General features: G+C 61.6%; 25 protein-coding genes. 12 read left to right on the top strand and 13 right to left on the bottom strand.

Annotated elements, in window-relative coordinates:
• The 3 genes from VFB05_RS26570 to VFB05_RS26560 form a co-directional block, all read left to right on the top strand.
• On the top strand, positions 1-252 hold a 252-nt coding region (locus VFB05_RS26570), incomplete at its 5' end, for a diguanylate cyclase domain-containing protein (RefSeq protein WP_325017971.1).
• 57 nt (positions 253-309) lie between these two features.
• Positions 310-540 carry a hypothetical protein gene (locus tag VFB05_RS26565; protein ID WP_325017969.1) on the top strand — a complete coding sequence of 77 codons (231 nt, stop codon included), beginning with the start codon at positions 310-312 and terminating at the stop codon, positions 538-540.
• A gap of 84 nt (positions 541-624) precedes the next feature.
• Positions 625-918, top strand: a complete 294-nt coding sequence (locus tag VFB05_RS26560; RefSeq protein WP_325017967.1) for an antibiotic biosynthesis monooxygenase family protein — start codon at positions 625-627, stop codon at positions 916-918.
• A gap of 2 nt (positions 919-920) precedes the next feature.
• Here VFB05_RS26560 and VFB05_RS26555 read toward each other — a convergent pair whose 3' ends face one another.
• The gene (locus tag VFB05_RS26555; RefSeq protein ID WP_325017965.1) at positions 921-2042 is read right to left on the bottom strand and encodes an AI-2E family transporter; all 1122 of its coding nucleotides are present in this window, start codon (positions 2040-2042) and stop codon (positions 921-923) included.
• 211 nt (positions 2043-2253) lie between these two features.
• Between VFB05_RS26555 and VFB05_RS26550 the strand changes: the two genes are divergently transcribed.
• Together VFB05_RS26550 and VFB05_RS26545 are read left to right on the top strand one after the other, a co-directional pair.
• Positions 2254-3030: a gamma-glutamyl-gamma-aminobutyrate hydrolase family protein gene (locus VFB05_RS26550; RefSeq protein ID WP_325017963.1), complete on the top strand. Its 777-nt coding sequence runs from the start codon at positions 2254-2256 to the stop codon at positions 3028-3030.
• Between the two features lie 1145 nt (positions 3031-4175).
• Positions 4176-4568 carry a hypothetical protein gene (locus VFB05_RS26545; RefSeq protein ID WP_325017961.1) on the top strand — a complete coding sequence of 131 codons (393 nt, stop codon included), beginning with the start codon at positions 4176-4178 and terminating at the stop codon, positions 4566-4568.
• Positions 4569-4709: 141 nt separating this feature from the next.
• Here VFB05_RS26545 and VFB05_RS26540 read toward each other — a convergent pair whose 3' ends face one another.
• On the bottom strand, positions 4710-5684 hold the full coding sequence (locus tag VFB05_RS26540; protein WP_325017959.1) for a GlxA family transcriptional regulator: 975 nt from the start codon (positions 5682-5684) through the stop codon (positions 4710-4712).
• Positions 5685-5842: 158 nt separating this feature from the next.
• Here VFB05_RS26540 and VFB05_RS26535 point away from each other — a divergent pair, with 158 nt between their 5' ends.
• Positions 5843-6103 carry a tautomerase family protein gene (locus tag VFB05_RS26535; protein WP_325017956.1) on the top strand — a complete coding sequence of 87 codons (261 nt, stop codon included), beginning with the start codon at positions 5843-5845 and terminating at the stop codon, positions 6101-6103.
• A gap of 33 nt (positions 6104-6136) precedes the next feature.
• Here the strand turns inward: VFB05_RS26535 and VFB05_RS26530 are convergent, their stop codons facing one another.
• The gene (locus VFB05_RS26530) at positions 6137-7006 is read right to left on the bottom strand and encodes a hypothetical protein (RefSeq protein ID WP_325017954.1); all 870 of its coding nucleotides are present in this window, start codon (positions 7004-7006) and stop codon (positions 6137-6139) included.
• 211 nt (positions 7007-7217) lie between these two features.
• Positions 7218-8252, bottom strand: a complete 1035-nt coding sequence (locus tag VFB05_RS26525) for a fatty acid desaturase (protein ID WP_325017952.1) — start codon at positions 8250-8252, stop codon at positions 7218-7220.
• A 193-nt stretch (positions 8253-8445) separates the two neighbouring features.
• Here VFB05_RS26525 and VFB05_RS26520 point away from each other — a divergent pair, with 193 nt between their 5' ends.
• Positions 8446-9513: an extracellular solute-binding protein gene (locus VFB05_RS26520; protein WP_325017950.1), complete on the top strand. Its 1068-nt coding sequence runs from the start codon at positions 8446-8448 to the stop codon at positions 9511-9513.
• 229 nt (positions 9514-9742) lie between these two features.
• On the top strand, positions 9743-10816 hold the full coding sequence (locus VFB05_RS26515) for a hypothetical protein (protein ID WP_325017947.1): 1074 nt from the start codon (positions 9743-9745) through the stop codon (positions 10814-10816).
• A 183-nt stretch (positions 10817-10999) separates the two neighbouring features.
• Here VFB05_RS26515 and VFB05_RS32265 read toward each other — a convergent pair whose 3' ends face one another.
• Positions 11000-11392 carry a hypothetical protein gene (locus VFB05_RS32265; RefSeq protein ID WP_414643325.1) on the bottom strand — a complete coding sequence of 131 codons (393 nt, stop codon included), beginning with the start codon at positions 11390-11392 and terminating at the stop codon, positions 11000-11002.
• Between VFB05_RS32265 and VFB05_RS26505 the strand changes: the two genes are divergently transcribed.
• Genes VFB05_RS26505 through VFB05_RS26495 form a run of 3 tightly spaced genes read left to right on the top strand, consistent with a single transcriptional unit; the run spans position 11391 to position 15289 of the window.
• The gene (locus VFB05_RS26505; protein WP_414643324.1) at positions 11391-12431 is read left to right on the top strand and encodes a TRAP transporter substrate-binding protein; all 1041 of its coding nucleotides are present in this window, start codon (positions 11391-11393) and stop codon (positions 12429-12431) included. The two genes, VFB05_RS32265 and VFB05_RS26505, sit on opposite strands and share 2 nt — an antisense overlap.
• Positions 12432-12475: 44 nt before the next feature.
• The gene (locus VFB05_RS26500; RefSeq protein ID WP_325017945.1) at positions 12476-14293 is read left to right on the top strand and encodes a TRAP transporter large permease subunit; all 1818 of its coding nucleotides are present in this window, start codon (positions 12476-12478) and stop codon (positions 14291-14293) included.
• 18 nt (positions 14294-14311) lie between these two features.
• Positions 14312-15289 (top strand): NAD(P)-dependent oxidoreductase, encoded by a 978-nt coding sequence (locus tag VFB05_RS26495; RefSeq protein ID WP_325017942.1) that lies wholly within the window; start codon positions 14312-14314, stop codon positions 15287-15289.
• Here VFB05_RS26495 and VFB05_RS26490 read toward each other — a convergent pair.
• From VFB05_RS26490 to VFB05_RS26470, 5 genes are all read right to left on the bottom strand, one after another.
• Complete coding sequence (locus VFB05_RS26490; protein WP_325017940.1) at positions 15286-16317, bottom strand: medium chain dehydrogenase/reductase family protein; 1032 nt, start codon at positions 16315-16317, stop codon at positions 15286-15288. The genes VFB05_RS26495 and VFB05_RS26490 overlap by 4 nt on opposite strands.
• Positions 16318-16419: 102 nt before the next feature.
• A complete protein-coding gene (locus VFB05_RS26485) occupies positions 16420-18276 on the bottom strand; it encodes a bifunctional sugar phosphate isomerase/epimerase/4-hydroxyphenylpyruvate dioxygenase family protein (RefSeq protein ID WP_325017938.1) in 1857 nt (618 codons plus the stop codon).
• A gap of 36 nt (positions 18277-18312) precedes the next feature.
• Complete coding sequence (locus VFB05_RS26480; RefSeq protein WP_325017936.1) at positions 18313-19146, bottom strand: shikimate dehydrogenase family protein; 834 nt, start codon at positions 19144-19146, stop codon at positions 18313-18315.
• Positions 19147-19220: 74 nt separating this feature from the next.
• Positions 19221-20612 (bottom strand): MFS transporter, encoded by a 1392-nt coding sequence (locus VFB05_RS26475; RefSeq protein WP_325017934.1) that lies wholly within the window; start codon positions 20610-20612, stop codon positions 19221-19223.
• A 189-nt stretch (positions 20613-20801) separates the two neighbouring features.
• On the bottom strand, positions 20802-21722 hold the full coding sequence (locus VFB05_RS26470; RefSeq protein WP_325017932.1) for a LysR family transcriptional regulator: 921 nt from the start codon (positions 21720-21722) through the stop codon (positions 20802-20804).
• Between the two features lie 218 nt (positions 21723-21940).
• Between VFB05_RS26470 and VFB05_RS26465 the strand changes: the two genes are divergently transcribed.
• Positions 21941-22303 (top strand): hypothetical protein, encoded by a 363-nt coding sequence (locus tag VFB05_RS26465; RefSeq protein ID WP_325017930.1) that lies wholly within the window; start codon positions 21941-21943, stop codon positions 22301-22303.
• A gap of 41 nt (positions 22304-22344) precedes the next feature.
• Here VFB05_RS26465 and VFB05_RS26460 read toward each other — a convergent pair whose 3' ends face one another.
• From VFB05_RS26460 to VFB05_RS26450, 3 genes are all read right to left on the bottom strand, one after another.
• Positions 22345-22698, bottom strand: coding sequence for a hypothetical protein (locus tag VFB05_RS26460; protein WP_325017928.1), 354 nt, complete (start codon positions 22696-22698; stop codon positions 22345-22347).
• A gap of 136 nt (positions 22699-22834) precedes the next feature.
• Positions 22835-24244, bottom strand: coding sequence for a type I glutamate--ammonia ligase (gene glnA / locus VFB05_RS26455; RefSeq protein WP_325017925.1), 1410 nt, complete (start codon positions 24242-24244; stop codon positions 22835-22837).
• 189 nt (positions 24245-24433) lie between these two features.
• Complete coding sequence (locus VFB05_RS26450) at positions 24434-24772, bottom strand: P-II family nitrogen regulator (protein ID WP_072824146.1); 339 nt, start codon at positions 24770-24772, stop codon at positions 24434-24436.
• Between the last annotated feature and the right edge of the window lie 135 nt (positions 24773-24907).

Genomic DNA, 24907 nt, shown 5'->3' with positions numbered 1-24907 from the left:
TTCGAGGCGTCCGGCATCGCTTGCGAGGAGGGCCCGGTCGACACCACCGTCAGCATCGGCGTGGCGGGCGGTCCGGCGGGGACCGAACTCGAAGTGTTGCTCGCAGCGGCCGACACCGCGCTCTATCAGGCCAAGCGTACCGGCCGCAACAAGGTCGAGGCCGCGGAAGAATTGCCGCTGTCGCTCGAACATTGGCGGCGCAAGAGCGCGGGCTCCGCGCGGCCGGTGACGGGAATGGCGCGCCTGGCGTGAGGGCAACAAGGCGGATGGTAACCCGATGTTTACCATCCGCTCCGTACGCTTGCGGCTATGGAGTCGATCCGCAGGCGCAATCCCCAGGCTGCACTCAGTTCGCTTGAAGCAGCGGCGATCTCGGCGCGCGGCGGCTTTGCCTGCATGTTCTCGACCGCGGAAGAATACGAGACAGCCGTCATCAGCGAACGACGGGCGCAGGGGCGATATCGTTCGCGCCATTGGCCGGCTCTCATGTTCGCCGGATGCGCGATGATGGTTGCGGGCACGGTGCTGTTGTTCCGCTAAAGCCAAAAAAGCGCGGCGACGGCGGCCTTTTTCTTTTGAGCCGTCTCGGCTAAAGACATGCCTCTTCACAAAAAGAGGCTGCAGATGGTCACCGAAATCGCCCAGATCGAAATCAAGCCCGGCACCGAAAAGGATTTTGAGGCCGCCGTTGCCAAGGCCAAGCCGCTGTTTGCGCGGGCCAAGGGTTGCAGTGGCATGAAGCTGCACAAATCGGTCGAAAAGCCGACGCGCTACCGACTGTTCGTGAAGTGGGCGACGTTGGAAAACCACACCGTCGATTTCCGCGGCTCGGAGGACTTTCAGGCGTGGCGCGGACTGGTCGGCCAGTATTTTGCCGCGCCGCCTGAGGTCGAGCACACCGAAACCGTGGTGAGCTAGCATCAAGCCGGCGTGCCGTCCGATACAGCGTCGTCTTCCTTGAAGTGATCGATCAGCACCTTGACGATCGCCATCAGCGGCAGCGCCAGCGAAATGCCCCAGATCCCGAACACGATCCCGAGCAGGATCTGGACCGCAAACAGCGTGGCAGGCGGAATATCCAGCGCCTGCCGTTGCAGGATCGGCGTCAGGATGTAGCTCTCGAGCGCATGAACGCCGAGGAAGAGCACGAGCGCGCTGCCCGCCGCGACCCATCCGGTCGCCAGGCTTGCGAGCACGACGATCAAGCCGGCGACGATCGCGCCGATGGTCGGGATGAAGGATAACAAGCCCGCCTGAATGCCGAGAATGAACGAGCCGGGAATGCCGATGATCGCAAGCCCGAGCCACGTCACGGCAAACACCGCCAGCATCACGACCATCTGCGCCGTCAGCCAGCGCTCCAGTGTCTCGCTGATCCGGTCGATGATGATGGTCGTGCGGGCGCGGTGTTTCGCCGGCGCCAGATAGAGCAGGCCGTTGCGGTAGACGCTCGGCTGGGCCGCGAAAGTCAGGCCCAGAAACAGCACGATGAAGAAGTTGCCGACCGCGCTCAGCGTTCCCAAGAGCAGCTTCCAGGTCTGGCTGACAATGGCGCCGCCGCTCGATGCCAGCTCGCCGGGATTGGGAAGGTTACGCGGTTGATTGGTTCCGGGCGCGGGCGCGCCTGAATGCCCCTGCGACGGATTGGCGAGATCGAAATAGCTGGTGTCGATGCCGTTGCGGTCGAGGAAGGCTTTCACAGTGACGAGCTGCGACTTGATCGTATCGCTCAGCGCGGTTGCCTGCTGCGCAATGGTCGCGCCGCCGAGAAAAATCACGCCGGCGAGCAGTCCGGCCAGCACAACACAGACGATGGCAAGCCGCAGCCAGTGTGGTGCCGCAAGGATGCGGCCGAGCAGGTGGGTGAGGGCGTTGAGCGTCACGCCGAGCAGCATGCCGGCAAAGATCAGAAACAGCGCCGCAGCGAACGTCCAGGCAAAAAGCACGAGGCTTGCGAAGGCGACGGTGGCGATGCCGCCAACGGACATGGCCCAGGCGAGGTCGCTTCGAGACTCAAGACGATCATCCGATGGCTGCGGCACGATTCCCGTTTCTCACTTTCAAGCTCACTCTTTCGTCAAAAGTGCCCGCGATCAAGCCGGTCCGGAGCAATTCGGCATCCGGGGCCGCCAAACGAGCGAGGAATGATTCTTCCGCAGGGCAGGGCGGCCGTGGAAAATGCTGCCAAATTGTTGATCCGGAAGAGTTGCGAGGGCATATTACCTGTTCGAACTGTTGCGAGATGAAAAGGGTATGAGAAGGAAGCCGGTTGTCGGTGTGATCGGGAATTCCCATCGCATCGAGGGTCGTTTTGACGTCCAGGCCGTCGGGCAGCGAAACCTTCGCGCCGTTGCCGAAGTTGCCGGCGCCCTGCCTCTGGTGTTCGCCGGTTGTCCAGACATCACCGATATTGCGGCCCTGCTCGATGTGGTCGACGGCATCGTCCTGACCGGCGCCCGCGCCAACGTTCACCCAACCCGCTTCAAGACCGAGCCGAAAGCCAGCTACGAGCCCTACGACATCAGGCGCGACGAGGTGGCGCTGACCTTGTCGGAGGCCTGCGTCGCCCGCGGCATTCCGCTGTTCGGCATCTGCCGCGGCCTTCAGGAGATGAACGTCGCCTTTGGCGGCTCGCTGCATCCCGAAATCCGCGAACTGCCCGGCCGCATGAACCATCGCATGCCGCGGCTGGAGAACGGCGAGATTCATCCCGACCCCAAGGTGATCTTTGCCGACCGGCATGACGTGAAGCTGCTGGCCGGTGGCGCGTTCGCCGAGCTGCTCGGCTGCGACACCATTCGCGTCAATTCGCTGCATGGTCAGGGCATCCTCGATCCCGGCGAGCGCGTGGTGGTGGAGGGGATTGCGGAAGACGGCACCATCGAGGCGATCCGCATTGCCGACGCGCCGAGCTTTGCGCTCGGCGTGCAGTGGCATGCCGAATACGATCCGCAGCGCAATCCGATCAACCGCGCGCTGTTCGAAGCCTTCGGCAAGGCGCTCCGCGAATCCAAGCGCGTCGCGGCGTAGGTCGCCCAAAAACAGCCCATTGTCATTCCGGGGCGCGCGTTTGCGCGAGCTATGGTGCGCAATTGCGCACCTGAGAATCCATAGTGCCGCAGGAATGCTGGGATAAATGGATTCCGGGCCTGCGCCTTGCGGCGCATCCCGGAATGACGAAGAGAGAGCACAGCGGACCTCCGAAGACTGAAGACACGCCTCCACATTCTCGCGGCGCGGATCGCCCGAGTCTTGCGGCAAATAAAACCCTCCAAAACGGAGGGCGCAGGGAAAGCCGGATGCCAAACCGCACCCGCAGCCTCGCGTCCAAAGTAAAAAAGGACACGAGTTAGTCACCACAGGTTCGGCCGGAACGATCCGACTTTCCCCGCGCGATTGGTTTTAACGGTTTCCTTCGTGCTCTCCCCGGCGATCGGGCTTTTTGTCACCGTCGCCAGCGCAATGCGCAAGCATTGTCGCTCGCTTGACCTCAGCGTCGAGAGGTCAGGACCACACGACTTCGCCGTCCGCACGACCTGCGCTTCGTCTTTGCGCATGTCCCACGTCCATCGCAGCCCGCGCCCGACACTCGTGACGATCGCGTAGCGCCCCTCCTGAAGGGGCGCGGGCCGGGGCGAACTGGTGCCAGTGATTTGCCCGACGGAGCAAGGGGAATTTTCGTCTGTTTCGTCATGCCCGGCCTTAGCCGTTCGAAGAACGGCGTCGCTTCCGCTAGCCTATGTGCCGGGCATCCACGTCTTGCTTGATTTTGCGGGTTTATGGCGCAAATGCCGACGCCACAAGTGCTCGGCCTCAGAACTAGACCTCGCAGTCGCGCCGACCAACGTTCACTAAGGGCCAATCGGCGACATCGCGATCGAAGTTTGATATGAAGGAGGCCGCCCACTGAGAACGGGAAGGAACTTGGCTATGAAAACCAAAGCTACCTTAGCCGCAGCAACTGGTGCCTTTGTTAGTATCGCCGTCTGCTGGAGCGTTCTCTACCTTTTTGGCGCCGGTCGTCAGACAGTCGTTCTTCAAGATCGAATGTATTGCTACTATCAGCACGAGGACAAGTGCTGGGGCCAATAGGCGACGATCTAATTCTTACTCGGTTGTTCAGACAGCTTTTACTCTACTCGCAGTAAGCATTGGGAGTGAGAGAGTGAATGCCCATGTCTGACGTTGACCTGTCGCTCGCGATTAAGGGATGGTTCCTCGCTGTGGCGGCGGCGATGTTGGTTTTGTCGATCTTTGCCGTGGCCGACATCGTTCGTCACGGCGGCATCGAACTGTCGCTCATCCCTTGGGCCTTCACTGTCTTCTCCTTCATATTCTTTTTCATTTTCCTCTTAACTGCGGTCCCGTCCGCAATTTTCATTTGGATCGCCTACCGGCTCGGCCTGAAATATTTTATCGTTTTTGCCGGATTTGGCACCGCGCTGGGACGATTGTTCGCGTTCGTTTTCAAAGCCCCACCCGCGTTTACATGGCAATTGACCGCTGCTGGACTGGTCGCTGGTATCACCTACTGGCTGGTCGCGGTGAGAGCGAGGCATACGCGCTAATGTCCGCAACGGGGTCAATAGCTGAGATTCCGGGGAATCGAGCGAACGTCTATCTCGCCTCCAGAACCGGACACCGCGAGTCCATGAGTACACGCGCTAGTCGGCATCATGCCAATCCCGGAAGGAAATGTCGCGTCCGCACTACGCCCGCATCGCGCGCTGGGCGCGATAGGCCTGCGGCGACATCAGTGTGAACTTGCGGAAGGCTTTTCGAAAACTGCTGTCATCCTCATAGCCGGTCGAGCGGGCGATCGCCTTGATCGGCTGTGACGTCGTCTCCAGAAGCGTGCGGGCGTGCTCGATCCGCCGCCGGGCGATGAATGCCTGCGGCGGTTCGTGCGTCAGATCGCGGAAACGCCGGTTGAGCGTACGCTCGCTCAAACCAAGCGAGGCGGCGAGGCGTCGCACAGTCATGGGCTTCTTGCCGGTGCGGCGCACCAGCATGTCGGCCTTGATCAAGAGAGGATCCTGCCCGAGCACGTAACCGAGCGGAACGAAGATGGCCTGCGTGCGCTGCGCCGTATCGATGACGGCATAGTCGGCGCAAACCTTGGCGACGTCGCTGCCATCCACCATCTCGATGATGCGGAGCAGGAGGTCGACCCAGGACATCGGACCGGCGGCACACACGATCCTGCCATCCGAAGTGAGGACCGCGTCAGCCGCGAGGTCGACGTTCGGATGGCGGCGGCAGAACTCGCTTTGCAGCCACCAGGTGATTGTGGCGCGGCGGCCATCGAGCAGGCCGGCGGCAGCGAGCAGGAACACGCCGCTGCAGAATCCGCCGATCAGCCGCCCGTTCGCGTGATGTTGCCGCAGCAGAGCGGCCGCCTTCTCGTAGTGCGGCGCAAGGCGCTCGGCGGTTGCGTGATCAACCAGATTGCCGGGCACAATGATGGTGTCGCAGGAGAGCCTCCCGCCGATCGCCCCGTCAACTTGCAGCATCCTGCCGCCGCCGGCACGGACGGCTTTGCCGTTCAGTGACAAGATCTGCCAGGCGAACCGGGTCGGGCCGCCACGAAGTTTCATCACGTGATTGGCGAGGGAGAGGATGTCAGCGATTCCGGTGATGGCGGAATCCATGCAGCCTTCAAGGGCAAGGATGGCGAGCTTCATGGTGGCCTCACGGAGCGTTCATCGCGCTGGCCCCGATCCTATCCGGTCGGACGCTGCGCCTTGTGGCGGAAATTGCCCGATCTCTGTCCGATCCGCCACTGCCTCTGCGCGCCGTGCCGGCTCATTCTCTGCCGACCCACCAGCCAATGGAGACCAACATGCCCAACATCACCATTTCGACGGTTCGCGGCATTCTCGACGCCGCACAAAAGAAAACCCTGCTCGAGCGCATCACCAATCTGATGGTGGAGATCGAGGGGCAGGGCAATCCGGATTTCCGCAGCAAGGTTTGGATCAAGATCGAGGAGCAGGAGCCGGGCCACTGGATGGCCGGAGGCCTGATCCCGACACCGGAGATGATTGCCGGCGCCTTCGGTGAGATCGGAGCGGACGGCCAGCGCGTTGCGAAAGAGAAGTGAGCCGGGCGTACTCAAACCTCAAGCGCCTGCTGCTCAGAGGCTGACGTCCGGGAAAAGTCCTGGAATAAACACGTTGATCACGAGCTTGACGAACATGGTGAAGGTAAACGTGATGCCCAGCAAGGCGCCGGTTGCGAGAACGATAAAGTAGAGCCATAGCGCCGTTCCGGCAAACCACGCGATGAAGGTCGGGATTTCGGGTGTGCCATCGACCACTCTGATGAGCTGGTTGATGCGGACGGTCAGAACGATGGAGACGAGCAGCGCGCCGTAGATGAGGACAAAATATCCGATCTTGCCGGCTTCCGTGAAATTGCCCAGTGCGTTGACGGCGTAGTGCGCGAGAATGATCGCATACTGAAAGAATATCAGCGTCCCGATCGTGTAGGCGCTACCGAACAGCACGGTCCTGAAGCGGATCGGGCATCCTATGATCCAGCCAATGAGGGTCACCAGCAGCGACTTGACGGCGATGATCAGCGTCACCGCGAAGGCGATGATGATCAGAGCCTGGGCGGTGCCCGTCAGATCGGACCAGTTATGGTCCTTCAGGAACTGCGATGCGGCTTCAACCTGGGAAGGTATCTGCTCGCCGAGCTTGCCCGGCGAAGACTGATCGAATGAAAAAGACCGCCAGTAGGTGTTTGCGAGCAGGAAATGCGCGGCCATCCAGAGCACGTAGAACGACAGCGGACGCGCGACGGTCGGTGAATAACGCGTATTGAATTCATCGGCGCGGAGCGCGGCGAGCTGCTTGCGGTAGTCCGACGTATTGAAAAGGACTGCGATTGGAGTCGAGACGAGTTTGACGCATAGCGAGACCAGCTCAAGGATCGCACTTTCGATCAACGGCGTTATTTTCTCGTCGGGGCCCTCATCCGCGCTGGTAGGCACTTTGGTCATGACCGAACCCCCTTTCCGTCGATCCAACGTCAGCGATTGGCCGGCTGATCAAGCAGCAGTCAGTGTCCAAGGGTGCAAGAGGACACCATCAGGATCGCTACGCAGCAGCAGAGAAGCAGCAGGCCGCCGATCGAGACCGCCAAGCCTTTGACCGAGACGGCCAGCCACGCCTTGGACGGTCTGCTTGGCATGTCTCGTGATGGGTGTGTGTTCATGGCGATCGGCGGTGATGCGAGCACAGGTTGTGGCGCAAACTATGCCAAACCGGCGGAAGCCAGACAAGCCAGAACGAGCACCAGTAGCCGAGTCTCAACGTTGCGGCCTCCGCGCTTGGCGTGAGGTTGGCATAGTGAAGGGCGGGGCGATCGTGGTGAGCGGCGTGGAGAGGCAGGTTGAGCAGGAGCGCGCGGGAGACGAAATTGAGGTCCTGATGCGTTGACGCGGCGGCAGCAGCGGAATGGTCGTCGTCCGGAAAGGGGCAGTGCTGGACGTAGTTGATGGTTTCGATCACCAGGAACGCGAACAGTCCCTGCACGATCATGAAGGCCGACAGTACCGGCGCGAACATCAGCGGTGCGGCAACAACCAGCACACAGAACAGCGCTCGAAGAGGTAATCCGCGGTCCAGCGCGCGCGCCTGCGGGGTGGCGGCGGCGCGAAGTCCGCCGAACAGGGCCTGAGCGAGGTAGGCGTGGATGGTTTGCCCCGGCTTCGGCGTCTGACAATCGTGGTCCGTGCCGGCCCAGTGATGGTGAGCCGACAAATGCACACAGGGGAAATGTGGATACAGCATGATGGCGCAGAGCAACCTGCCAAAAGCCCTTTCAGCGTGGCTCTCGCGATGAATGAGTTCATGTGCTGCGGCCGCCGAGAAGGCGTTGATTGAATAGCCAAAGAATGCGCCGACCGCGAAGACCTGCCGCCAGGTGAGGTCTGCCGATCCGACGAAGGAGAGTGCCGCAACCAGCGCCACAAGGTGCAGGCCGAACCATAAGACAGGCCACAGATCTTCGAATGTGCTTGAACCTTCGACCAGCTTCGGGATCGCGACTTCCGACCAGCGACGTCCCACCGTCAATTCGGACGCAATGATCAACAAATGAAGCGCGAGCGCGGCATAGAGGGTCGACAGGACGCCGGTGACCGCGGTGCAGACGAAGACCAGCGGAAATAGCAACGGCGTGGCGCGGATGAGCGCGGCGGGAGCCAGACCCGATCGCGCTGCGGCAAGACGCTCGGCCTTCATGACGTGATGCTACCGTCAAAAAAGCCGATCCTTGCACGGCTCATTTCTGTTGGGAAGCGGCGCGGTCGCATGCGGCAGATTGGCACGACGGGCAAATCACCGTCCATCGTCGTAGTGCCCCCTCCGGCAAGGTCCGCTAACATCGCCGCCCGTAACAAACAAAAACAGCGGATCGCCGCGGGGAGAGAAGCTCATGGGTGGAAGGACATGGTCGCGCCGGGACATGCTCGGCGCATCGGCAGGCGGAGCCGCGGGTCTGCTGTTCGCCGGACCGACCAGAGCTGCCGCGGTTTCCCCGTCGCCCGTCACGCCTGATCTGATCGAGGCGGCGCGCAAGGAGGGCAAGGTCTCCTACTATGCGGCGATCCAGCTCGAGGTTGCCGAGCGGCTGGGAAAACTGTTCGAGGCCAAATATCCCGGCATTGTCGTGCGGGTGGAGCGGTCCGGCGCCGAACGGATTTTCCAGCGCATCGGCCAGGAGCAGGGCAGCGGCATTCATGCGGTCGATGTCGCCAACTCGACCGACGTCTCGCATTATCTCGAATGGAAGAAGAACGGCTGGCTCGCGCCGTATCTTCCCGAGGAGGTCGTCAAGAATTTTCCGGCCGACCAGATCGATGCGGACGGCATGTATGCGACCGCCTGCGCGTGGCTGGAAGTGATCGGCTACAACACCAACCTGGTGAAGGCGGAGGACGCGCCAAAGAGCTACGCGGATCTGCTCGATCCGAAATGGCAGGGCAAACTCGTCAAGGGCCATCCGAGCTATAGCGGCGCCATTCTCACGACAACCTTCGTCCTCTCGCGCGACCTCGGCTGGTCGTACCTGGAGAAGCTCGCCAAGCAAAAGGTGATGCAGGTGCAGTCGGCCGGCGATCCTCCGGTCAAGATCATGCTCGGCGAGCGCGCCGTGATGGCTGACGGCAACGACTACAATCTCGTTCTGTTCAAGGACCAGGGGAAACCGGTGGAGGCGGTATATCCGCTCGAAGGCGCGCCACTGATCATCGTGCCGTCAGGCGTGTTCAAGGACGCGCCAAATCCCAACGCCGCGCGGCTGTTCCAGAGCTTCTTCTTCAGCCGAGAGGCCCAGCAGATGCTGGTCAACGAATTTGCCCACCGTTCCTTCCACGCCGAGGTGAAGCCGCGGGCCGGGCAGAAGCCGATGTCGGAGGTGAAGATGCTGAAATCCGACCCGGCTCAGGTGCAAGCGCAGAGCGAAGAGATCAAGGCGCATTACGCCAAAGTTTTCAGGGTCTGAAAAAAGTTCTCGGATTCTGAAAACTCGCGCCCATTTTTTGTGCGCCGCGGGACCATGTCATCAACATCATCCGTTGTGCGTCGCGGTAGTGATCGCGCGATCAATTGAGCTTGACCGCCCGTTCGCCGCGCGCCTCTTGAACTCGGCAAATACAAGCGGTTATGAAGTGTCCGCAAGAAGTAAAGATACAAGAACGACAAAATTACAAAAATACAAAAGGGAAAACGAGATGCCTTCCTACAACATCCTGCTCATGGGCGCGTCATATGGATCGCTGCTCGCATCCAAGCTGTTGTTCGGCGGTCATTCCATCCACCTCGTCTGCCTGCCCGCGGAAGCCGAACTGATCAACGCCGAGGGATTCAAGGTGACGCTGCCGGTGCGTGGCCGCAAGGATCCGGTGCTGCTCGAATCCCGCAAGCTGCCGGGCAAGGTCACCGCTGGCCCTGCGACCGGCGTCGATCCATCGAAGTACGATCTCGTCGGATTGTGCATGCAGGAGCCGCAATATCGCTCCGACGGCGTGCGCCAGCTGCTGGACGCGGTCGGCAAATCGGGCGTGCCGTGCATGTCGATCATGAACATGCCGCCGCTTGCCTATATCAGGCGGATCCCCGGTCTCGACTACAAGGCGCTGGAGCCGGCTTACACCGATCCGCGGGTTTGGGATTCGGTCAGCCCGCACAAGATCACGCTGAACAGTCCGGATCCGCAAGCCATCCGTCCGCCGGACGGCAAGGCCAACGAGCTCCTGGTTACGCTGCCGACCAACTTCAAATGCGCAAGGTTCGAGGACGACAAGGACACGCAGATCATCCGCAACCTCGAAAAGGACGTCGATAGCGCACGCTTGAAGGTTGGCGGCGAGGACATCGAATTGCCGGTCAAGCTGAAGGCCTACGATTCGATCTGGGTGCCGCTCGCCAAATGGTCGATGCTGCTTGCCGGCAACTATCGCTGCATCACCCGGGACGGCATGCGCACGGCGCAGGAAGCCGTGCATTCGAACATCGAGGAATCGCGCTCGGTCTACAATTTCGTGTTCGACCTGTGCGTGAAGCTGGGAGCCAATCCGTCGGATCTGGTCCCGTTCGAAAAATACGCCGCCGCGGCGCAGAGCCTGTCGCGCCCGGCCTCTGCCGCACGCGCGTTGCAGAATGGCGCGCCGAATATCGAACGCGCCGACAAGCTGGTGCAGTTGATTGCGCGGCAGAAGGGCTTGCGGCACCCGGCGATCGATGCGCAGGTCGCGCTGGTCGATGAGCGCCTTGCGGCCAACCGAAAGAAAGCGGCGGCGGCATAGACATCGCCGCCTCGAATGGAGCAAGCGGGCGCTATGGGCGGCGCCCGCTCGTCATCGCACACATTTCCCGATCAGACGCGCCGGGTATATCTGTCGCAGGTTTGGGAACCAACGTCACCGAGCCAAGTTGGATGTGTTTCCTGCCGGAGCACGTCCATGCGCACGATGACAGTGATCTTGGGTTTAGCGGTTTTGTTCGTAGCAAATGGTGGGGCGCAGGCCCAACATATGGGCAGCAAGCAAGAGCAGTCCGCATGCACGCGCGATGCCCAGCGCTTTTGCCGCAAGGATCTCGGCGATGACAACGCCGTCCAGCAGTGCCTTGAGGCCAGGCGCGCTCATCTCAGCTCGTCCTGCAGAAGGGTCTTCGAAAGCCACGGCATGTAATGCAGCCGGGCGGGTAGCGAACGTCAAATCCACGCCATTAGCTACTTGTGCTGACCAAACCGATAAAGCTAGGTTTGTGACCAGATGAACGCGGGCGACGTTGATCGAGCATGATCTTTTTCGGAAAACCGCTACACACTTTTCCGGATCATGCTTCAAGGACCCGCGCATCGGGGGAAACCGAGCCATGCCTTTCTCTGTGGAGTCTTTGTTCGTCAATCGCCGTCAGCTGCTTCGCTCGTCATTCGCGCTCACGGCAGGTGGCCTCGCCGCGCCGGCGCTGATCGGGCGCGCGCAAGCGGCGGTCTTGAAACTGAAACTATCGTCTTCGCAGGCCAACGATCCGAAGTTCGCCAACGGCCGGGTCTATTACGACAACCTCGTCAAGCAAATCGCGGCCTCGAACCTCGCCGGACAGGTCGAGGTGGCGTTCTTCCCTGACAATCAGCTGGGTCAGGAGATCGACGTCATCAATTCGGTCAAGCTCGGCGTCATCGACCTGATGGTCTCCGGCTCGTCGATCGCCGCAAATCTCGTGCCTCTGGTCGGCACCTATGACCTCGGCTATCTCTTCAATTCGTTCCCGCAGCAAACCAAGGCCTTCGATGCTGGAGCTGCCGCGCCGATCGAGCAGGCGCTATTGAAGGGCTCGAATATCCGCATCATCGCCTGGGCCTATAATTTCGGCTCCCGGTCAGTGCTGGCGCGCAAGGCCGTCAACGGCCCCGACGATCTCGCAGGACTGAAGATCCGCACGCTGCCAAATCCCGTCATCACCGAGTGCCTGCGCCTGATGGGCGCGGCGGCGACGCCGATGGCGTTCGGCGAGATCTACACCGCGCTGCAAGCCGGCGTACTCGACGGGCTTGAGCACGATCCGCCGACCATCGTCGCCTCGAAATTCTACGAGACTGCGAAATTCTATTCGCTCACCCAGCACAACTTCTCGCCGCTGGCGATCTACTGCTCGGAAAATTCCCTAAGCCGCATGGGCGCGACGCGCGAGGCCTTTATCGACGTGGCAAGGAAGGCCGCGGTCGATACCCGCGCGCATGGTCTGGCGGTCGAGAAGGAAGCGCTGGCGCAATTGAAGGACAAGGGCGTCACCGTCGCTGAGTGTGACCGCGAAGCCTTCCGCAAGCGCGTCCTTCCGCAGACCGAAGCCTTCGTCAAGGCGCATCCGGACGCCAAGCCGGTGGTTGATCTGATCCGCGCCACTTCGGCCTGACAATGGCGGAAGTTGCCATAGCTCCAGCCGGCGCTCCGCGGCGGATGACCGGCGCATTGCTGGCGGCGACCGACACCGTTGCCGCAGGCCTTCTGGCCGCAGACCTGGCTGTCGTGATCTATTCGGTGCTGGCGCGTTCGCTGTTCAATGCGCCGGTCGAATGGGCCGATGACGTCGCGCGCGGCCTGATGGTGGCGTCCGCCTTCTTCGGCGCGGCGTCGGCGCTGGCGCGCGAGGAAAATCCCGGCGTGGTGTTTTTCCGCGCGCTGCTGCCGCAGGCCTGGCAGGACGCCGTCGACGATGTCGGCGCTGCGCTGGTGCTGGTCGTCGCTGGCTATGTCGCCTTCCACGCCGTCGAAATGGGCTGGATGACATCGGGGCAGACCACCGGCTCCGGCCTGCCGCTCGAACTGACGTTCTATCCGATGGGGCTCGGCGCGGCCTGCATGACGGTGTTTTCAGCCGAAATCCTGTTGTCGCGAAGCTGGCTCCGCGTGCTGCGGGCGGTTGCGGTCCTTGTCGCACTCTCCGGAATCTTCCTCCTCGGCGATCACTTGATCCCGGATGCGATGCCGTCCTCGGGGACGCTGATGCTGGTCGGCTTCGTGATCACGCTGGCTGGCGGCTTGCCGATCGGATTTGCGCTGGCGCTGGCGGCGCTGATCTTCATCTGGGTCGAGGGCTCGCTGCCCGGCGTGATCTTCGCCCAGCAGATGGCGCGCGGCATCGACAATTTCGTGCTGCTGGCGATCCCGTTCTTCATCCTGGTCGGCTACCTCATGGAAGCCAACGGAATGTCGGTGCGATTGATTGAATTGCTGCAGCGTCTGGTCGGGCGGATGCGCGGCGGACTGAACGTGGTGATGGTCAGCGCCATGGTGCTGTTCTCGGGCATATCCGGTTCGAAGATGGCCGATGTCGCGGCGGTCGGCGCCGTGCTGATCCCGGCTTCGCGCAAATCGGGACAAAACCCGGGCTCGACGGTGGCGCTGCTTGCGGCCTCGGCGGTCATGGCCGAGACCATCCCGCCTTGCATCAATCTCATCATCCTCGGCTTTGTCGCCAATCTCTCGATCGGCGGCCTGTTTGCCGCAGGATTGCTTCCCGCGGCGTTGATGGCAATCGCCTTGATCGCCGTGTCGATCCTGTTCGGCAAATCCTCGAACGCGCCACCGCCCGAGCCGCTCGCGTCAGCAGCGATGGCGCGAATGTGGCTCGGGGCGGGCGTGTCGCTCGGTCTGATCGCCATGATCTTCATCGGCTTCAAGTCGGGCTTTGCCACTGCGACCGAAATCTCGGCCTTTGCCTCGCTTTATGCGATTGTGGTGGGATCGCTGATGTTTCGCGAGCTGACGTTTGCCGCGGCGTGGCGCAGCTTCGTCCACGCCGCTTCGCGCGCAGGCCTCGTGCTGTTCATCGTCGCCGCTGCACAGTCGCTCGCCTTCGTGCTCACGCTGCAACAGGTGCCGCATGCGGTCGGCGAATTCATGGTGGGACTGTCTCACCAGGGCGGCACGTGGCTCTTCATGCTGCTGTCGATCGCGATCCTGATCGTGATGGGCTCGGTGCTGGAAGGGGCGGCCGCGTTGATCATTTTCGGGCCGCTGCTCGTTCCCGTCGCAAGCAAGCTTGGCATCGCGCCGTTGCATTACGGCGTGGTGCTGGTCATCGCGATGGGCATCGGGCTGTTTGCGCCGCCGCTGGGGCTCGGGCTTTACGGCGCGTGCCTGATCGGCAAGGTGCCGGTCGAGGAAACCGTCAAGCCGATGCTGGGTTATCTTGGGCTCTTGCTCGTCTGTCTCTTGATCATTGCCTTCCTGCCTGCCATCAGCACGTTCCTGCCGGGACTGATGGGCTATTGAACGATTGGGCTATTCACGATGAAGATTCTTCTCACTCACACGCCGCACATGCGCGACAATTACTACGGCAAGCGCGCGCTTGCCGGCCTTTCCGCGCTTGGCGAGGTCGTGCTGCATCAGGGCGACAATACGCTGGAGGGGCCGGCGCTGATATCAGCCGCGCAAGGCTGCGATCTCATCGTTGCCGATCGTGCCACCGCCATCCCCAAGCCGATTTTCGATGGGTTGCCGTCGCTCAAGGCTGCGCTACGTTGCGCGGTCGACATCCGCAATATCGACGTCGCGGCGGCATCATCGCATGGCATCCTCGTCACCCGCGCCAAGCCCGGCTTCGTCGAATCCGTCACTGAGCTCGTGCTCGGCTTCCTCGTCGATCTCAATCGCGGCGTCTCGCGCGCGGCAGCCAGCTTTCAGGCAGGCCAGGTGCCGGTTGCGCAGATGGGACGGCAACTCTCGGGAACCACGATCGGCATTATCGGCTATGGCGCGATCGGCCGCGCGCTCGCTCCGCTCGCAGCCAGCCTCGGGATGCGGGTTTTGATTTCCGATCCCTATGTGACGATTTCAGCGGCAGGATTTCAGCAGGTCGATCTTGCGACGCTGCTGCAAAACTCAGATCACGTCGTCTGCCTTGCGATCGCCAATGAGGCGACCGAGAACCTGATCAACGCCGACGCCTTCGCGAAGATGCGGAAAGACGCTGTGTTCATCAACGTCTCGCGAGGCAATCTCGTGGACGAGGCCGCGCTGGCCGCTGCGATCAAGAAAGGACAGATCGCCGGCGCCGCGCTCGATGTCGGCCGTGCGCCGGACCAGATGCCGACGCCGGCTCTTGCCGCCTTGCCGAATGTGATCGCGACGCCCCATATCGGCGGGCTCACGCCGCCCGCCATCGAAGCGCAGGCGCTCAACACTGTCGAGCAGGTGCGCGCGCTAGTGTCAGGCAGCGTGCCGGAGGGGGCCGTCAATACCGAGAGCTGGACGCGGCGGATCTAGTATCCTCGGGGGACAAGCAGCACCTTGCCGATGTTGCGCCGATCCTGGATGAAGTGATGCGCCTTCGCAGCGTCATCAAACTTGAAGCTTGCCGCCACCCTTGGTTTGACGATACCGCGTGCCGCAAGCTCCATTAATGTTTCGCCCCATCCGCGCAGGCGATCGATCTCGCCCCACATATGACCGAGATTGACGCCGAATACGCCTTTGTTCGCGTTCATGAGTTGAAGCGGATTGAACTGAAACCACGGTGTGTTGGCCAGCATGGAAAGCATGGAAAGAAGATTGCGTTCCTTGCCGCTCGCGAGCGAAGAAACGCCGAACATCCCCAGCCGGCCGGTCGGGGCAAGCACCCGGTATCCTTTTTTCCAGGACTCGCCGCCGACCGCGTCGAGGATCAGTTCGACACCGCGACCACCAGTGATATCGCGGGTCCGCGCCTCGAAATCCTCGGTGCGATAGTCGATGAGATGATCGACGCCTAACGCGTGCATTTCCTCGTGCTTTCCGGCCGATGCAGTGCCGATCACGCGCGCCCCGGCATGCTTGGCGATCTGCGTCGCAGCGATGCCGACACCGCCCCCGACCGAATGGATGAGGACGGTCTCGTTGGCTTTGAGCGCGCCCATCACCACGACAAGCTGCCAGGCGGTGAAGTAGTTCACTGGAATTGCGGCGGCCTCGAGCGCCGACAGTCCGGCCGGCTGCGCAAAGACTTGCTTCACCGGCACGCAGATCACGTCGGCATATCCGCCAAAGCGGGTCAAACCAATGACGTCCTGCCCGATCCAGCTCTCGTCGACGCCCGGGGCGACAGCATCTATTCGGCCGCTGACTTCGTAGCCCGGTACAACCGGCATGGGCGGCAAATCGGGATAGACGCCCATGCGCCCCATGATATCGGCGAAATTGACCCCGCTCGCGGCGACGCGGATGCGGACCTCTCCCGCTTTCGGCACAGGATCGGCGCCTTCCTTGACTTGCAGAACTTCCGGCGGCCCAGCGCGGGTAATCCAAATTTGTCGCATGACGACAACTCCTCGCCCGGATGCACCTCACTCCATGGCCGGTATCTTAGTCTAAACTTGATCTGCAAGCCGCCAATTTCTGAATCCGCACGTGAAATGCGCTCAGCCGACGCGGGGCATGGTGCGGGGACGCGCCTCCCGCGTCTGGGCGGCGAGGCGGATGCCGGCGTTGGGCGCGCCAAAACCCTTATAGCCGCGCCGCTGCACGATCTCGAAGAAGAACCGTTCTTCGAACGCGTGAGTATAGATCTGGAAGAACTCTCCGGCATCGTCGCGGTCGTACAGGATGCCGTTATCCTTCATCGCCTTGAGCAGGTCGGGATCGAGTTCGTAGCGGCTGTCGATATCGTCGTAATAATTGTCGGGAATGGTGAGGAACGTCGCGCCCGCCGCGCGCATCGAGGATACCGCCTTGAAGATGTCATCGCAGCTGAAGGCGATGTGCTGGACGCCGGCGCCGAAAAATTCCGACAGAAACCGCGATGACATGGTCTGCGTCGAGGTCGACGCATTGAGAACAAGCCGGAGCGAGCCGTCCTTGTTTTGCAGGACCTGGCTTTTCACGAGCCCCAAGGGGTCGGCGACCTCAAGCTGAGGCGCACGCTCGACGGCAAACAGGGCGGTATAGAACTGCTCCCACGACAGCATCTCTTCGAAGTGCATCGACTGCGAGATGTGGTCGATGTGGCCGAGAAAGCCCGGGCTCGCGTCGCCTTCGACTGCGACAAAGTCGATATCCCAATTGGGCGAGGCGGGCTGGAGGAAGTAAAGCAGGCTGCCGCCGACGCCTCTGATCGCGGGGATGGTCATCTCATCGGGACCGACCGGCTGACGAAACGTTGCGGCTTGAAGCGCGTCGGCCCGGCTCATCATGGCGGCGATGTCGTCCACTTCCATGGCGATCGCGCAAACACCCGATCCGTGCGTCAGATAATGCGATCGCGCAAAACTGTTCTCGGAACTGTTGATCAGAAGATTGATGCCGCCTTGCGACCATCGCTCCACGGCCTTGGAGCGGTGACGATCGGTCAGCCGAAAGCCGAGGACGCGCAACAACCCGGCGAGGGTCGCGGCATGCTTTGGGTCGACCGCAAACTCGACAAAAGCGGTGCCTGAAACTTTCGCCCGCGAGCGCAGGGCAGGGACGGCGGCGTCCTGCTTGCTATCCAGCAGCAGCAGCGAGCGCATGCCGTCGACTGCGAATTCCTTGGTCGATTGCGCGCGGAACTGGTCGTTGAAGATCTCGAGCGACAGCGGTCCCTTGTAGCCGGTCGCATCGATTGCTCGCATGAATTCGGCAACCGGAAGATTTCCCTGGCCGGGGAAACAGCGGAAGTGCCGGCTCCAGGAGAGCACATCGAGGTCAAGCTGCGGCGCATCAGCGAGCTGAACCAGGAAAATGCGGTCGCCCGGGATCGCAGCGATGGCGCCCGTCGGAAAGCCGGGCGCCAGCGTATGAAAACTGTCGAGGATGATGCCGATGGCGGGATGATTGGCGCGTCGGACGATCTCCCAGGCGTCGCGGTAGTCGTTGACGTGGCGTCCCCACGCCAAGGCCTCGTAGCCGACGCGGAGGCCCCGTGCGGCGGCCCGTTCGCCCAGTTCGCGAAAATCATCAGCCGCACGGTCGATGCCGCCGAGCGCGGCCGGCGAGACATTGCTGCACACGAGCAGGAGGTCGGTGCCAAGCTCCTGCATCAGGTCGAACTTCTTTTCGGCCCGGCGAAAGGCCTGTTTGCGCTGCGGTTCCGGCAAACCTTCAAAATCACGGAACGGCTGCAGGGCGCAGATCTTGAGGCCGAGATCGCCGCACATCTTCGCGACGTCGCGCGCCGAGCCGTCGAAGCAGGTGAAGTCGTTTTCGAAGATTTCGACTGCATCGAAACCTGCGGCCTCGATGGTCTTGAGCTTCTCGTCGAGCGCGCCGCCAATCGAAACCGTTGCGATCGAACGTGTCATGTCATTGCTCCGGTCGTTATCGAGAAGTCTGCGCGGTCAGTAGTGAATTTGCGCAAGCTTGCGCAGTTCGTCCGATGTCACCGTGCCGAAACCGAAAAATTCGAGATAGGCCGGAATCTGCTCGAACAGCATGTCGGTGCCGACCTGGTAGCCGCAACCTTTCGCGCGCACTGCGGCGAGAAACGGCGTGATCTCTTCCTTCATCACGACCTCGCCGACGAAGGTCGAAGGCGAAATACGGGTCACATCGATCGGCAGCGGATCGTCCTTCTTCATGCCGAGAGGCGTCGCGTTGACGACGATGTCGTATCCGGCAGGATCGGCGGAGCCGGTGATGACGTCGAGCTTCGGATAGTGGGTCTTGATGCGCCCGGCGAGCCCGTCCATCGCCGATGCAAACGCGTCGTACAAGGCAAGCCTGGATACGCCGGCCTTTGCCAGCGAAGCCGCGATCGCCGAGCCAACCCCGCCACAGCCGGCGACCAGCACGCTTGCGCCGGTGGCACGGCGGTTGTTTCTCGCAAGGCCGCGCACAAAGCCCTCGCCATCGAACATATCGCCGATCATCATGCCACGCTCGTCGATCCTAACGCCGTTGCAGGCGCCGGCGATCTTCGCCGACACACTGGCTTCATCGACGAGTTCGAGCGTCCGGACCTTGTGCGGCATGGTGATCAGCGCGCCATGCACATTGGTCAGCCGGAAGGCGAGCTTCAGGAAGGAATCGTAATCCTCAGCCCTGCAGCCGATCGGGATCACGGCCGCGTTGATTCCGCGCGCCGCAAAGTAAGGATTGTAGATCATCGGCGACTTGAACGTCTCCGTGGGATAGCCAATGTGGGCGATGAGTTTTGTCTTGCCATCGATCATGTTTTGCCTTCATCGCACTCTGCGGCTCTCACGAGGGCGGGGGCTCTGGACCCCGCCCTCGATTGGGAAGCAGTTCAAGCCGGAGCGGCGCCGCCGAACGAAGCGGCCCGCATCTGGTCGTAATCCTGCTTGGTCATCGGCGATGCGTTGGCGTTGCCGAGATCGCTGACCGGAAGCCGATAAGTTTCCCGTGCCGAGTAGGCGGCAATCGAAGCAATCGCCGTGATGCCAAAGGCGATCGCGCCGACCGTCATCGGCACGTTGGCCGATCCCGGAGGCGCAACGGCCGCAAACAAGGCCGGCAACAGCGCCGTGATCGTGGTGCCGATGTTCTGCGAAATCGCCATCGCGGAAACTCGGTAGCGGGTCTGGAACAGCTCGGGATAGAAGCTCGGGAAAACGGCGTTGTAGCCCTGATAGACGATGCCCCACATCAGGATCGAGAGCGCGATCGCCGCCGGAACGTTCTTGATACTGATGGCGTAGAGATAGGCGAACGCCAGCAGGCCAGCGCAGAGCGAGCCGATGATCAGCGGCGGCCGCCGGCCAATCTTGTCGGAGAGATTGCCAACCAGCGGAATGATCAGCACGGCCACGATATTGCCGATCACGGGAATCCACAGATAGATGTCCGGCGCGAAGCCAATTCCATAAGCCGGCTGCACCGCGTAAGCCGCACCGAAGATGGTGGCGACGACGGGGATCACGTTCATCAGCGCCATGCAGATGACGCGCAGCATGTCGGCCCAGCTGGTCTTGAAGGCCTGGATGATCGGCGCTCTCGGCAGCGCGCCTTGCTGGCTCTCCTTGGCGAAGGCCGGCGTCTCGTCGACTTCGCGCCGGATCAGATAGCCGACGACGACGACAAAGAAGCTGAGCAGAAACGGGATGCGCCAGCCCCAGGCGTTGAAATCCTCCTTCGCCATGTAGTGGGCGATCGGGAGGAACACCGCAGCGGCGAGAATTTGCCCTGCCTGCACGCCTTGCAGTGCAAAGCTCGCGAAGAAGCCGCGCCGGCCGAACGGCGCGTGTTCGAGCACCATCGAGCTTGCGCCGGAAATCTCTCCCGCGACCGCAAAGCCCTGGATCAGCCGCAGCACCACCAGGAGGATCGGCGCCCAGATGCCGATCTGCTGGTAGGTCGGGATCAGGCCGACCAGCACGGTCGAGATGCCCATGATGAACAGGCAGAGCACGAGCACGTTCTTGCGGCCGTGCGTATCGCCCCAGTGTCCGAGCACGAAGGCGCCGACCGGCCGCGCGACATAGCCGACGCCGTAGGTCGCGAGCGAGGCGACGATCGCGACCGTCGGGTTCTGCGATGGAAAGAAGATTTGCGGAAACACCAGCGACGCCGCCGTCGCGTAAATGAAGAAGTCGTAGTATTCGAGCGCCGATCCGATCCAGCCGCTGGCGGCTGCGATCTTGGACTGGCGCATGTTGTGCGGATCCGTGCCTGACGTCATGGTGATTGTTCCTCCCCGGTCATTGATGGAAAGCCGCTTTGACGGCTGTTTCTTTATTGGGAGCTGTACGGACGATCAGCGTGCAATGCACCGCCAAGTGCGACTCGTCCTTGCCCCGGATTGACTGAAACCATATCGCCGGACGGCGATAACACAATTACTCAGTTGAGCGATAAACTTAACCTCATGTTATTTCCGAAAGGTGCGGGCCGGCCGCGGTTTGCTGATCCCCTCCATCTCGGCGCGCAGCGTCTTGATGAAATGCGTGGCGTAGGGTGAAAGGGCCGCGCCGCGCTTGACCGCGATGAACGTCTCGAAGCGGGTCGGCTCGGCGATCTCCAGAAGGCGGACGCCGGGAATCGCGCCATGCGCGACGGAGAACTGGTCGATCATGGCAATGCCGAGCCGGGCCTGGACCAGCGCGCAAACCGTATTACCAAAACGCGCGCGGATCGTGATGTCGTAGGGCAAGTTGTGACGCGCGAACAGCGCGGACATGATGCGGCCGTAGGGGTCGCTCGGATCGATGCCGATCAGCGGATAGCGCGTCATCTCGGCGGCCGATATCCGCTTGCGCTCGGCGAGCGCATGGTCTTCCGGGACGATGCAGTAGAGGCGGCCTGATGCGAGCGGGAGAAAGTCCAGCGCCGGGTGATCAAGCTTGTAGCTGATCGCGGCGCAGTCGCCCTTGCCGAGCAGGAGATAGTCGATGACCTCCTCCAGCTTGAGAATGTTGATGTCCATCTTCAGATCGGGGTAGCGCTTGCGTATTTTCTCCACCGCGCGCGGCACCATGACCTGAGCGATGCTCGGCACCGATCCGATACGAAGCTCGGAAAGCTGGCCGCGGCCGATCTTGCCGATGACGTCGGTGAGGTCGTCGACCTTTTTGTAGATCGTGTTGATCTGCTCGAAGATGAGCTGGGCGTCTTGCGTTGGGAAATAGCGGCCGTTCTGCCGCATGAAGAAGCGCACCCCAAGCGAGCGCTCGGTGTATTTGACGAGGCGGCTGATGCCCGGCGCTGAAACGTTCAAGAGTTTTGCGGCGCCCGTGATCGTCCCCGAGATCATCACGGCCCGGATCACCTCAATCTGCCTCAGCGTCATCATCGCAAAGCCAACGCAACCTTTCCGCCGGTCGAACGATGCCGCGGGCGGCAATCATCGCCGACATCCGTCTGATTGGCCATAAAAAACCAGCGCAGGGAAACCGCTCTTTTTCTTTCGCAGTCGCAGCGGAAAGTCTCCGCAAGCTGGGCGTTAGTTCTTGACGTCACCATAGGTCGCGGGAAGAATTGGCAAAAGTCCGAGACCGCCAGAGACCAGAAATGAAACGCTTCGATGCGATCGTGATGTTCGTGAGCCTTTGGCTGCTCGCCTCGATGGTGGTCGACGTTCTCACACCGAAGGAACTGACGGTCTACGCCATCGGCGCAGCGCTGGCGCCTGCGACCCTGATATCGGCATTGCTGTACTGGTTGGGGGTGCCGCGGATCGATTTCGCGGTCTGCTTCTCGGTGCTTTGGATGGTCTCGGGCATGGTGCTCGAAATGATCTCGCCGGAGCCGCTGTCGCCGTACGTGATCGTCGTGGCGCTCGCGCCGGCGCTGTTCGTGGGGATGGTGATCAATTATCAGCGCTGGCGGGGCTTTTCAGCACCGATTGTCGCGGAAACAAAGCAGGCAAATTGAGCAAAACGCAGCGAACAATCGCCGCTGGTCGAGCGTTCGCGTCAGCGTTGAATGATGTCTGCGCCGTAACGGCGAAGAGGGCGGCCGGCGCAAACGTTGTCGCGATCCCTAACGGCTTCGCTGCGATACCGCTCGAAGTCATTCAACAATGAGATCGAGACGTGACAAGCCTCGCGGTTGTCGCTGGCGTACCGCGCGAGGTCTTCCCAGGCCTCCGACTGGCGGTTGTATCTGTAGCAGCGCTCGGGAGCGGGGGCGGCCATCGATTGTTTGAGAGCCGCCTGGGCCTCGCTTCGCAGCCGCATCACCTCCGGGCAAAGTGCTTGCGCGTTGGCCTGCACGCCGAAGCCGAGCAGCGCAAGAATGGCAAAGGCTGGGATACGAATTCGCACCATGGCGCGGCCTCGCGGTGGTCGGTCGACGCGCAATATCAGAGCAAATGAACCGGGCTGATTTGGGACGACGCGGTCAGCGAGAATAAAAAAGGGGCGCTTGGAAGCGCCCCTTTTCCTTTGAAATTCGTCGCAAGCTTTACTGCGAATAGTACATCTCGAACTCGACCGGGTGTGGCGTCATTTCGAAACGCTCGACTTCCTGCATCTTGAGATCGATGTAGGCATCGATGAAGTCGTCGTCGAACACGCCGCCGTTCTTGAGGAAGGCGCGGCCCTTGTCGAGGTTTTCCAGCGCCTCGCGCAAGCTGCCGCACACCGTCGGGATCGCCTTCAGCTCTTCCTTCGGCAGATCGTAGAGGTCCTTGTCCATCGCCGGACCCGGATCGATCTTGTTCTTGATGCCGTCGAGGCCCGCCATCAGCATCGCGGCGAAGCCGAGATACGGATTGGCCATCGGGTCGGGGAAACGCACCTCGACGCGCTTAGCCTTCGGGTTCGACGTGTAGGGGATGCGGCAGGAGGCCGATCGGTTGCGCGCGGAATAGGCGAGCAACACCGGGGCTTCATAGCCCGGCACCAGACGCTTGTAGGAATTGGTCGACGGATTGGTGAAGGCGTTGATCGCCTTCGCATGCTTGATGATGCCGCCGATGTAGTGGAGGCAGGTCTCGGAAAGATCGGCGTACTTGTTGCCGGCGAACACCGGCTTGCCTTCCTTCCAGATCGACTGGTGGCAGTGCATGCCCGAGCCGTTGTCGCCGAAGATCGGCTTCGGCATGAAGGTGGCGGTCTTGCCGTAGATGTGGGCGACCTGGTGGATGCAGTACTTGTAGATCTGCATCTGGTCGGCCATCAGCGTCAGCGTGTCGAACTTCATGCCGAGTTCGTGCTGGGCCGACGCCACTTCGTGGTGATGCTTCTCGACCTTGACGCCCATCTTGGCCATGGCGCCGAGCATTTCCGAGCGCATGTCCTGCACGGAGTCCTGCGGCGGCACCGGGAAGTAGCCGGCCTTGGTGCGGATGCGGTGACCGAGATTGCCGCCCTCATATTCGGTGTCGGAGTTGGTCGGGAATTCGGCGGAGTCGAGCTTGAAGCCGGTGTTGTAGGGGAGCGCCGAGAAACGCACGTCGTCGAATACGAAGAACTCGGCTTCGGGACCGAAGAAGACGGTGTCGCCCACGCCCATCGACTTGACCATGGCTTCGGCCTTCTTGGCCATGCCGCGGGGGTCGCGGTTGTAGGGCTCGCCCGTGGTCGGCTCCAGCACGTCGCAGGTGATGACCATGGTGGTTTCGGCGAAGAACGGATCGATCGTGGCCGTGACCGGGTCGGGCATCAGGCACATGTCGGACTCGTTGATCGCCTTCCATCCGGCGATCGAGGAGCCGTCGAACATCTGGCCCTCGGCGAAGGTTTCCTCTTCGATCATGGTGACATCGAAGGTAACGTGCTGCCACTTGCCGCGCGGATCGGTAAAGCGCAGGTCGACGTATTTGACGTCGTTGTCCTTGATCGACTTGAGGACGTCCTTGGCGGTCTTCATGGTTCCCCCCTGGGTGGTTGCCTCGGAATAGGCTGTTTTGGGCTGGGCCGCGGGCAGCGGCAATTTGGCGATTGAATAGTCGTCAATACAATCGGGGGATGGCCAAGACAATATCGGAGTGACGCAAGAAACTGCGCTCCGGGCGGAATTGATCCGCCGGCAGCCGGATTGGGCTGACAAATTGGCGTGTTAGATGGCGTCGAGCCCGGACTCGCCGGTCCGGATGCGGATGGCCTCTTCGATATTGGACACGAAAATCTTGCCGTCGCCGATCCGCCCGGTCTGCGCCGCGCGCCGGATCGCATCGATCGCGCGCTCGACCAACTCATCGGAAATCACGATCTCGATCTTCACCTTGGGCAGGAAGTCGACGATATATTCCGCACCCCGGTACAGCTCGGCGTGGCCCTTCTGGCGGCCAAATCCCTTGGCTTCGGTGACGGTAATGCCCTGAAGTCCGACTTCCTGGAGCGCTTCCTTAACCTCGTCGAGCTTGAACGGCTTGATGATGGCTTCGATTTTCTTCACAGGTTGCCTCCCGGCACTTTCAGGGTCTCAAGTTCAGGTTTGTTGTCGCGGAATGCGCGAATGATTGGATCCGGGGCCGGCGCGCAGGCTTGATATTTGCCTGCCCAAGCCGTCGGCCCGGAACTGGCATCCTCG

The organism is Bradyrhizobium sp. (genome assembly GCF_035652035.1).
Classification (GTDB): domain Bacteria; phylum Pseudomonadota; class Alphaproteobacteria; order Rhizobiales; family Xanthobacteraceae; genus Bradyrhizobium.
Note: the sequence above shows the minus strand (reverse complement) of the source record. Positions and strands in the feature narration are given on the sequence as shown.

What these genes read in the sequence shown, in the direction of transcription:
- VFB05_RS26565 (WP_325017969.1), top strand. Translation starts at nt 310, where the DNA reads ATGGAGTCGATCCGCAGGCGCAATCCCCAGGCTGCACTCAGTTCGCTT.
- VFB05_RS26560 (WP_325017967.1), top strand. Translation starts at nt 625, where the DNA reads ATGGTCACCGAAATCGCCCAGATCGAAATCAAGCCCGGCACCGAAAAG.
- VFB05_RS26550 (WP_325017963.1), top strand. Translation starts at nt 2,254, where the DNA reads ATGAGAAGGAAGCCGGTTGTCGGTGTGATCGGGAATTCCCATCGCATC.
- VFB05_RS26545 (WP_325017961.1), top strand. Translation starts at nt 4,176, where the DNA reads ATGTCTGACGTTGACCTGTCGCTCGCGATTAAGGGATGGTTCCTCGCT.
- VFB05_RS26540 (WP_325017959.1), bottom strand. Translation starts at nt 5,684, where the DNA reads ATGAAGCTCGCCATCCTTGCCCTTGAAGGCTGCATGGATTCCGCCATC.
- VFB05_RS26535 (WP_325017956.1), top strand. Translation starts at nt 5,843, where the DNA reads ATGCCCAACATCACCATTTCGACGGTTCGCGGCATTCTCGACGCCGCA.
- VFB05_RS26530 (WP_325017954.1), bottom strand. Translation starts at nt 7,006, where the DNA reads ATGACCAAAGTGCCTACCAGCGCGGATGAGGGCCCCGACGAGAAAATA.
- VFB05_RS26525 (WP_325017952.1), bottom strand. Translation starts at nt 8,252, where the DNA reads ATGAAGGCCGAGCGTCTTGCCGCAGCGCGATCGGGTCTGGCTCCCGCC.
- VFB05_RS26520 (WP_325017950.1), top strand. Translation starts at nt 8,446, where the DNA reads ATGGGTGGAAGGACATGGTCGCGCCGGGACATGCTCGGCGCATCGGCA.
- VFB05_RS26515 (WP_325017947.1), top strand. Translation starts at nt 9,743, where the DNA reads ATGCCTTCCTACAACATCCTGCTCATGGGCGCGTCATATGGATCGCTG.
- VFB05_RS26505 (WP_414643324.1), top strand. Translation starts at nt 11,391, where the DNA reads ATGCCTTTCTCTGTGGAGTCTTTGTTCGTCAATCGCCGTCAGCTGCTT.
- VFB05_RS32265 (WP_414643325.1), bottom strand. Translation starts at nt 11,392, where the DNA reads ATGGCTCGGTTTCCCCCGATGCGCGGGTCCTTGAAGCATGATCCGGAA.
- VFB05_RS26500 (WP_325017945.1), top strand. Translation starts at nt 12,476, where the DNA reads ATGACCGGCGCATTGCTGGCGGCGACCGACACCGTTGCCGCAGGCCTT.
- VFB05_RS26495 (WP_325017942.1), top strand. Translation starts at nt 14,312, where the DNA reads ATGAAGATTCTTCTCACTCACACGCCGCACATGCGCGACAATTACTAC.
- VFB05_RS26490 (WP_325017940.1), bottom strand. Translation starts at nt 16,317, where the DNA reads ATGCGACAAATTTGGATTACCCGCGCTGGGCCGCCGGAAGTTCTGCAA.
- VFB05_RS26485 (WP_325017938.1), bottom strand. Translation starts at nt 18,276, where the DNA reads ATGACACGTTCGATCGCAACGGTTTCGATTGGCGGCGCGCTCGACGAG.
- VFB05_RS26480 (WP_325017936.1), bottom strand. Translation starts at nt 19,146, where the DNA reads ATGATCGATGGCAAGACAAAACTCATCGCCCACATTGGCTATCCCACG.
- VFB05_RS26475 (WP_325017934.1), bottom strand. Translation starts at nt 20,612, where the DNA reads ATGACGTCAGGCACGGATCCGCACAACATGCGCCAGTCCAAGATCGCA.
- VFB05_RS26470 (WP_325017932.1), bottom strand. Translation starts at nt 21,722, where the DNA reads ATGATGACGCTGAGGCAGATTGAGGTGATCCGGGCCGTGATGATCTCG.
- VFB05_RS26465 (WP_325017930.1), top strand. Translation starts at nt 21,941, where the DNA reads ATGAAACGCTTCGATGCGATCGTGATGTTCGTGAGCCTTTGGCTGCTC.
- VFB05_RS26460 (WP_325017928.1), bottom strand. Translation starts at nt 22,698, where the DNA reads ATGGTGCGAATTCGTATCCCAGCCTTTGCCATTCTTGCGCTGCTCGGC.
- glnA (WP_325017925.1), bottom strand. Translation starts at nt 24,244, where the DNA reads ATGAAGACCGCCAAGGACGTCCTCAAGTCGATCAAGGACAACGACGTC.